This window comes from Actinokineospora sp., assembly GCF_050699995.1.
Taxonomy (GTDB): Bacteria; Actinomycetota; Actinomycetes; order Mycobacteriales; family Pseudonocardiaceae; genus Actinokineospora.
Genome location: NZ_JBOHGC010000321.1, coordinates 1 through 6541 on the forward strand (window position 1 = coordinate 1; position 6541 = coordinate 6541).

8 protein-coding genes are annotated in these 6541 nt (G+C 72.0%); 4 read left to right on the forward strand and 4 right to left on the reverse strand.

Annotation, left to right across the window (positions count from 1 at the left end; all coding sequences use genetic code 11):
- Positions 1 to 1437 (reverse strand): DUF7059 domain-containing protein (locus ACRDSQ_RS15730; RefSeq protein ID WP_431421930.1); only part of this gene is annotated, 1437 nt, incomplete at its 3' end.
- A gap of 47 nt (positions 1438 to 1484) precedes the next feature.
- Positions 1485 to 2069, reverse strand: coding sequence for a class I SAM-dependent methyltransferase (locus ACRDSQ_RS15735; protein ID WP_431421931.1), 585 nt, complete (start codon positions 2067 to 2069; stop codon positions 1485 to 1487).
- An 80-nt stretch (positions 2070 to 2149) separates the two neighbouring features.
- Here ACRDSQ_RS15735 and ACRDSQ_RS15740 point away from each other — a divergent pair, with 80 nt between their 5' ends.
- Entirely contained in the window at positions 2150 to 2485 is a 336-nt protein-coding gene (locus tag ACRDSQ_RS15740) for a DUF3099 domain-containing protein (RefSeq protein ID WP_431421932.1), read from the forward strand.
- Here ACRDSQ_RS15740 and ACRDSQ_RS15745 read toward each other — a convergent pair.
- Positions 2467 to 3336 (reverse strand): carbohydrate kinase family protein, encoded by an 870-nt coding sequence (locus ACRDSQ_RS15745; RefSeq protein WP_431421934.1) that lies wholly within the window; start codon positions 3334 to 3336, stop codon positions 2467 to 2469. The genes ACRDSQ_RS15740 and ACRDSQ_RS15745 overlap by 19 nt on opposite strands.
- 98 nt (positions 3337 to 3434) lie before the next feature.
- Between ACRDSQ_RS15745 and ACRDSQ_RS15750 the strand changes: the two genes are divergently transcribed.
- The 3 genes from ACRDSQ_RS15750 to ACRDSQ_RS15760 are packed head-to-tail and all read left to right on the forward strand — an operon-like array spanning position 3435 to position 5960.
- Positions 3435 to 4223 carry an ABC transporter permease gene (locus tag ACRDSQ_RS15750; protein ID WP_431421936.1) on the forward strand — a complete coding sequence of 263 codons (789 nt, stop codon included), beginning with the start codon at positions 3435 to 3437 and terminating at the stop codon, positions 4221 to 4223.
- Positions 4216 to 5016 carry an ABC transporter permease gene (locus ACRDSQ_RS15755; protein ID WP_431421937.1) on the forward strand — a complete coding sequence of 267 codons (801 nt, stop codon included), beginning with the start codon at positions 4216 to 4218 and terminating at the stop codon, positions 5014 to 5016. Before ACRDSQ_RS15750 ends, ACRDSQ_RS15755 begins: the two co-directional genes overlap by 8 nt.
- On the forward strand, positions 5013 to 5960 hold the full coding sequence (locus ACRDSQ_RS15760; protein ID WP_431421938.1) for an ABC transporter ATP-binding protein: 948 nt from the start codon (positions 5013 to 5015) through the stop codon (positions 5958 to 5960). The genes ACRDSQ_RS15755 and ACRDSQ_RS15760 overlap by 4 nt, the downstream gene beginning before the upstream one ends.
- Here the strand turns inward: ACRDSQ_RS15760 and ACRDSQ_RS15765 are convergent.
- Positions 5945 to 6541 (reverse strand): pseudouridine-5'-phosphate glycosidase (locus tag ACRDSQ_RS15765; RefSeq protein WP_431421940.1); only part of this gene is annotated, 597 nt, incomplete at its 5' end. The genes ACRDSQ_RS15760 and ACRDSQ_RS15765 overlap by 16 nt on opposite strands.

Sequence of the window (6541 nt, forward strand, 5' to 3'; positions counted from 1 at the left end):
CGGCAGCGCCGCGTTGACGACCTCGTCGGTGGAGAGCCCGTTGCCCGCCGCCAGCAGCGCCAGCAGCTCGCCGAGCGGCACCCGCCCGCGACAGCCCGCCAGCAGCGCCGTGACCAGCTCGTCGGTCTCCTGCTGCCAGCCGGGGCCGTCCGTGCGGTGCAGCCTGCGCACCAGCTCCGACCAGCCGTTCTCACCGGGCTCCGACACCTGCTCCAGCACGACCGTCGGCGGCACGACCAGCCGAGCCGACAGCAGCGCGATCGGATCCTGGTGAGCCCGCAGCCAGGCGACCCGGTCGAGCCAGGCGCCGGTCTCGGGACCCAACGGGTCGTCGTAGGCGTGGCGCAGGTCTTCGCAGGCCACCTCGGTGTCGCTGTCGGTGGCCCGGAGGGTGACGAACCCGAATCCGATGCCGACCACGTCGTTCGCCTCGAACCAGTCCAGCCACGCGGACGCCTTGGCCGAGCCTTCCGGGGAGCGTGGGTCGACCCCGGTGTCGCGCAGCCAGGTGCCCACGTACAGCGCGGGCTCGGCGACGTCGCGCTGGACGAACCACGCGTCGAGGCCCTCGTCGGGCAGCCAGCCCGCGACCCGGTCGCCCCAGTCCTCGCCGCGCCGGTGCAGCCACGAGGCGAGCAGCTGGCCCACCCCGCCGTCGGCCAGCACGCCGCGCATGCCGCGCACGACGAGCGCGCTGGCGTCGTCGCCGCCGAGACCCGAATCGCGGTAGACGAAGTCCACTCGGGGTGGCCCGACTACGAACGGCGGGTTGCACACGACCTGGTCGAACTTGCGGCCCGCGACCGGCTCGAACCACGGTCCGCGCAGCGTCTCCACACTGAGGTCGTTGAGCCGGAACGTCGCGTCCGCCAGGGCCAGGGCCCGCTCGGACAGGTCGGTGGCGGTGACCCGGTCGGCGTGGCGCGACGCGTGCAGCGCCTGGACGCCGCACCCGGTGCCCAGGTCGAGCACCGAGCCCACCTTCCGGCGCATGGTCGCGCGGGCCAGGCTCAGCGAGGCGTGGCCGATGCCGAGGACGTGTTCGGTGGCGACCGGCCTGCCGAGCCGGTCGTCGCCGAGGTCGGCCAGCACCCACCAGCTGCCCTGCTCGTCGCCGTAGGGCCGCAGGTCGAGGGCGGCTCGCACGTCGTCGCCGTCGACGCGCACCAGGCCCGCCGCAGCCGCCTCGTCGACGTCGCCGAGCGCCTGCTCGGCTTTCGCGCGCGGCGCTGGGTCACCGACCAGGAACAGCCGGATCAGGGTGTCGAGCGGGGAGCCGCCGCGGGTCGCCCGGCGGGCGGGCTCGGGCTCGAAGCGGCCGAGGGCGGCGTGCGCCTCGTCGCCGAGGACCGCCACCACCCCGTCGGCGTCGAACCCGCTGGTCCGCAGGGTGTCCCGGAGGCGGTCGCAGAACTGGTCGGTCAGACGCGGAAGCACCCGGGAATGCTCGCACGGGCCGCGCGGGGCCGCGCGGGCGGACAAGATCAAACGTTGCGGGCGATGATCTGGAAGTAGGACAGCGGGTGGCCGCTCTGCACGTCCACGCCGTAGTGCGCCAGGACTTCCGCGCCCGCGGTGCGCAGGTCGTCGAGCACGTCGCCCGCCGAGCACACGAACAGCGCCCCGCTCGCCGGTCCGACGACCGAGAGCAGGCCGCCCTCGCGAAGCGGCGCGGTGAGCGCGCGCAGCAGGCCGACCCGGTCGTCGGCGAACTGCAGCAGGTTGTGGCACAGCACGACGTCGAAGTCGTGCGGGCCGAACAGCTCCGGGGCGTCCTCGGCCATCGCCTGCACCACGTGCACCCGGTCGGCGACCCCGTGGTCATCGGCGCACGCCATCGCCGTCGTCAGCGTGGCTCCTGCCGGGTCCAGGACGGTGACGTCGTGGCCGCGCAGCGCCAGCCGCACGGCGTCGCGCCCGGTGCCGCCCGCCGCGTCGAGCACCCGCTGGGGCCCGTCGAGGTGGCGGGTCAGGTTGGCCTCGGTCACCGCGTGGCGCCTGCGCTCCGCCGGGGTGTCCTGCCAGTCCCGCCGTGATTCCGGCAGGAATTCGACGCCTTGAACCGTCATGCGTCTGTTTCTACCGGGGCGTCAACGAATACTCACCGACTTCCACCCGGATGGCGCAACTGCGTCCCGTCGGTGGGAGGATGGGGTGTGGAGGTGGTGTCGTGAAAGGCGCCGAGCGGGACGACACCCCGGTTCTCATCACCGAGGCCCAGCCGTCGTACGAAGAGCAGTTCGCCGCGCGCAAGCGCAAGTACATGGTCATGATGGCGCTGCGCATCCCATGTCTGCTTCTCGCGGGCATTTTCCACGAGACGTGGTGGCTGGCACTGGGGTTCGTGGTGCTGTCGATCCCGCTGCCGTGGGTCGCGGTCCTCATCGCCAACGACCGGCCGCCGCGCCGGACCGAGGACGTCAACCGGTTCCAGCGGGACGAAGGCGCCATCGAGACGTCCGACCGTCACGTGATCGACGGCTGAGCGCCCACCCGGCCGACCGCGTCGGAGCCCGCCGCGACGCCTGCGAGCAGCGCGTCCCTCGGCGAGGCGCCGTTGAGCCACGCGGTGATCAGTCCCGCGTCGAACGCGTCGCCCGCACCGGTGGTGTCGACGCACGGCGCCGGGGGAGCGGTCACCGACTCCACTCCGTCGGGTGAGACCCAGGACGCGCCCAGCGGGCCGTCGGTCACCACGACCGCGCCCACCGTGCTCAGCAGGTCGCGGGCGTCGCCGGAGCCGGTCAGGTTCCACAGTTCCTCCCGGTTGGGCAGGAGCAGGTCGACGCCGCGCACCCACTGCAGGAACGCCGCCGGGTCGTCGATGAGGGCGGCTGCCTGCGGGTCCACCGAGGTCGTCAGTCCCGCGGCTCTGGCTGCGGCCAGCGCGTCGAGGCCCGCTTCGCGCGAGGACGCGTCGAGCAGGACGTAACCGGACAGGTGCAGGTGGCGCTTGCCGCTGAGGTCGAGGTCGGCCGTGCGCAGCCGGGCGTTGGCGCCCCGGTCGGGCAGCATGCTGCGCTGGCCGGAGTCGTCGACGAGCACCACGACGCAGCCGGTGGCGGCTTCGCGGTCGACGGTGAACTCGCAGCGCACACCCGCCGCCGTCAGGGTGGCCCGCACCTGCGCGCCCGCCGGGTCGTCGCCGATGTTGGACACCAGGGTGGTGTCACACCCCAGGAAGGCGAGCCAGGCCGCGGTGTTCGCCCCGGCGCCGCCCATGGTCAGCGAGATCCGCGCCCGGGTGTCGTCGCCGTGGGCGATCGGACCCGAGTGCCGCGCGACCACATCGAGCGCCGCGTCACCCACGACCACGACTGCCGGTCGAACCGCCATGCGTTTCCTCCTGCGTTAATGGGTCGCGCGATGATCGTGTCTACGGTAGAAAACCAGTCCCGCCATCCCGCCGCCGAACCCCTCGAGGAGGTCGGTTCATGCTGTCTGCCTCCTGGGCGCTGGCGGGCGCCGGGTTCCGCCGCTACGCCACCTACCGGCAGGCCACCGTCGCGGGCATCTTCACCAACTCGGTCTTCGGGTTCCTCCGCTGCTATGTGCTGCTGGCTGTCGCGGCGGGCACGGCTGCGGGCATCTCGGGGTACACCGGACCGCAACTGGCGAGCTACGTGTGGCTCGGCCAGGGGATGCTCGCCGTGGTCAACAGCTGGACGATGCTCGACCTCGCCGACCGGGTCCGCTCCGGCGACATCACCGCCGACCTGCTGCGGCCCATCGATCCACTGTGGACATACCTGTGCACCGACCTCGGCCGGGCCGGATTCGCCATGCTGACCCGTTTCGCCGCGCCGCTCGTCGTCGGCGCTCTCGCCTTCGAGCTCTACGTTCCCGAGCGCGCCGTCACCTATGCGCTGTTCGCCGTGTCGATCGTGCTCGCGGTGGTGGTCGGGTTCGCGTGTCGCTACTTGGTGGGACTGACCGCGTTCTGGCTGCTCGACATCCGGGGCGTATCGATGTTCTGGGTGTTCCTCTCGGGAGTGGGCAGTGGCCTGTACTTCCCGCTGACCCTGCTGCCGGACTGGCTCAGCACCTTCCTGTGGATCGGCACGCCGTTCCCGTCCCTGCTGCAGGGCCCGCTCGACATCGTGGTCGAACGCGGCGGCGCGGAGATCCTCGCCCTGCAGCTGTTCTGGGCGGTCCTGCTGCTCTGGGCGTGCCGGGTCGTGCAGTCCAGGGCGGTCGCGAAGCTGGTGATCCAAGGTGGGTAGGGCGGCGGTGTACGGCCACGTGCTTCGCGCGCAGATCCGCAGCCAGACGCAGTACCGGACGTCGTTCGCGGTCGAGGTCATCGGCAGCGTGGTGATCAACGGGCTCGACCTGGCCACGGTGTTCGTCCTGTTCTCGGTCGCGGGCAGCCTGGGCGGGTTCGGCGGCACGGAGGTCTTCCTGCTCACGACGCTGTCGGCGTGCGCCTTCGCGGTCGCCGACCTGGTCGTCGGCAACGCCGACAAGCTGCGCGACTACGTCCGCGCCGGCCTGTTCGACACGCTGCTGCTGCGCCCGCTCTCGGCCCTGTGGCAACTGCTCGCGGTCAACTTCGCACCCCGCCGGGTCGGCCGCGCGGTGCAAGGGCTCGTCCTCTACGTCGTGGCCTTGGCCATCGCCGACATCGACTGGGACCTCGCGCGGGCCGTGTACGCTGTCGGCGCGCCCGTCGCGGGCGCGGTGTTCTTCGGCAGCTTCTTCATCGCGGGCTCCACCGTGGCCTTCTGGTGGGTGGAGTCCGGCGAGATGGCGAACGCGTTCACCTACGGCGGCAGGGACTTCAGCGCCTATCCGTCCACAATGTACGGTGGCTGGTTCCGCACGGTCTTCGCGAGCGCCCTGGGATTCGGCTTTGTCGCCTACCTGCCCATGCTGGCACTGGTCGACCGCGCGGACCCGCTCGGCGCCCCGGATTGGCTGCGCTGGTGCTCGCCGGTCATCGCGCTGACCGCCGCCGGGCTCGCCGCCCTGTTCTGGCGCACGGGCGTCCGCCACTACCGGAGTACGGGGTCATGATCATCTCAGCGTCGGGTCTGCGCAAGGACTTCACGGTCAACCGCAAGATCGGCAGGCTGCGTCGAGAACGGCACGTCGTGTCCGCGGTGGACGGCGTCGACCTCACCGTGCGCAAGGGCGAGCTGCTCGGCTACATCGGGCCCAACGGCGCGGGGAAGTCCACGACGCTCAAGATGCTCACCGGTGTGCTGACGCCCAGCGCGGGGGAGGTGCGGGTGTGCGGGCTCGAACCGGTCGCCAAGCGCACCACGCTCGCCCGGCGCATCGGTGTCGTGTTCGGCCAGCGGTCCCAGCTGTGGTGGGACCTGCCACTGGCGGAGTCCTTCGAGCTGCTCCGGCACATCTACCAGGTTCCCGCCACCGACCACGCCGCCCGGCTCGCCCGATGCACCGACCTGCTGGGCCTGGCCGAGTTCGCCCGCACCCCGGTCCGCCAGTTGTCCCTGGGGCAGCGGATGCGCGGTGAGCTGACCGCGGCCCTGCTGCACGGCCCCGAGGTGCTGTTCCTCGACGAGCCGACGATCGGGCTCGACGTGCTCAGCAAGCAGGCCGTCCGCGAGTTCCTCGGCGAACTCGACCAGCGCGGCGACACCACCGTCGTGCTCACCACCCACGACCTCGCCGACATCGAGAAGCTCTGCAAGCGGCTCGTCGTGATCGACCACGGCCGGGTCGTCCACGACGGCGCCCTCGACGCCCTGCACACCCGCTACGGCTCGCGCCGGACCATCGTCGCCGACCTCGACGCCGACTGGCCCGCTGATGTCAGGTTGCCCGGCGCCTCGGTGGTGTCGGTCGAGGGCAGGCGGGTCACGCTGGAGCTGAACGGCACCACCGCGGGCGAGGTCGTCGCCGCGCTGGCCAAGGCCGTGCCGCTGCGCGACCTGTCCGTGCGGGAACCGCAGATCGAGGACGTGGTGGCGCGGCTCTACCGGCGGGACTGAGCCGACTCGACGGCCAACTCGACAGCAACCTCGGCCGCCACGCGAGTGTTGTCCGCGACCAGTTCGACGTTGGCGTTCAGGCTCGCGCCCTCGCTGGCGGTGTGGAAGTGCTCGAGCAGCACCGGGGTGACGTCCTTGCCGCGGATGTCGCGCTGCTTGAGCAGGTCCATGCCGTCCTGCAGCAGCCGGTCGTGCAGTTCGCGGTCGAGTTCGTGCTCCACTGGGATCGGGTTGACCAGCAGCACACCCGCGCCGCCGGGGACGTGCCTGCGGTGCGCGTCGATCACCGCGGCCGCGTCCGCGGGGGTGTCGACCCGCCACGGCACCGGGAAGGCCGAGACGCGCAGGTAGAACGCCGGGAAGGCGTCGGTGCGGTAGCCGAGGACGGGAACCGAGCGGGTCTCCAGGACCTCGACGGTCGCGGCGATGTCGAGCACCGACTTAACGCCGGAGCACACCACGACGACGGGTGTGGTGGACAGGACGTCCAGGTCGGCGGAGACGTCCCAGGCCGCCGCGCCGCGCGGGAGGGTGAGGTGGACGCCGCCGAGGCCGCCGGTCGCGAACACGCCGATGCCCGC